1 protein-coding gene is annotated in these 1,179 nt (G+C 65.5%); it reads right to left on the reverse strand.

Annotated features, from left to right (window positions below; genetic code table 11):
- A partial coding sequence (locus tag JNO53_RS15265) for an Ig-like domain-containing protein (RefSeq protein WP_203113640.1) occupies positions 1-1,179 on the reverse strand: 1,179 nt, incomplete at both ends.

The raw sequence follows: 1,179 nt of genomic DNA on the forward strand, positions 1-1,179 counted from the left end.
TGGTCAGCGTCGAGCTCGCAGTACCGCCGTTGCCATCGGACACGGTATAGCTTGCGACCACGTCGCGGGTCTCGCCGGCACCCAGATCCTGATAGGCCGCATCGCTCGGATCGAAACTGTAGCTGCCGTCGGCATTGAACGTCAGGCCCGCGACCGCGGCATTAAGCGTATAGCTCAGCGTGTCGCCGTCGGCATCGCTGTCGTTACCGGCAACCGTGCCCGTCACTGCCGCAGCATCCTCGGTCGCTGCAGCCGTATCGGCAACAGCAGTGGGCGCATCGTTCGTGCCGGTGACCGTGATGGTCAGCGTCGACGTCGCAGTGCCGCCGTTGCCATCGGAGACGGTATAGCTTGCGACCACGTCGCGCGTCTCGCCGACCGCCAGGTCCTGATAGGCAGCATCGCTCGGATCGAAGCTGTAGCTGCCATCCGCGTTCAGCGTCAGGCCGGCCACCGCGGCATCAAGCGTATAGCTCAGCGTATCACCGTCGACATCGCTGTCGTTACCGGCAACCGTGCCGGTTACGGCCGCAGCGTCCTCGGTCGCTGCAGCCGTATCAGCAACAGCGGTCGGCGCATCATTGGCGCCGGTGACCGTGATGGTCAGCGTCGACGTCGCAGTGCCGCCGTTGCTATCGGAGACGGTATAGCTTGCGACCACATCGCGGGTCTCGCCGGCCCCCAGATCCTGATAGGCAGCATCGCTCGGATCGAAGCTGTAGCTGCCATCCGCGTTCAGCGTCAGACCCGCCACCGCGGCATCGAGCGTATAGCTCAGCGTGTCGCCATCGGCATCGCTGTCGTTGCCCGCAACAGTGCCGGTCACCGCCGCAGCATCCTCGGTCGCCGCATCCGTATCGGCAACCGTAGCGGGCGCATCGTTCGTGCCGGTGACCGTGATGGTCAGCGTCGAGCTTGCAGTACCGCCATTACCGTCGGAAACGGTGTAGCTTGCGACCACTTCGCGGGTCTCGCCGGCCGCCAGGTCCTGATAGGCCACGTCGCTCGGGTCGAAACTGTAGCTGCCGTCGGCATTGAACGTCAGACCCGCCACCGGCGCTGCCAGTGCGAACGTCAGCGTGTCGCCGTCGGCATCGCTGTCGTTACCGGCAACAGTGCCGGTCACCGCCGCAGCATCCTCGGTCGCCGCATCCGTGTCGGCAACCGCAATGGGCGCGT

The organism is Altererythrobacter sp. C41 (assembly GCF_016803135.1).
In the GTDB taxonomy this organism is placed as follows: domain Bacteria; phylum Pseudomonadota; class Alphaproteobacteria; order Sphingomonadales; family Sphingomonadaceae; genus Pelagerythrobacter.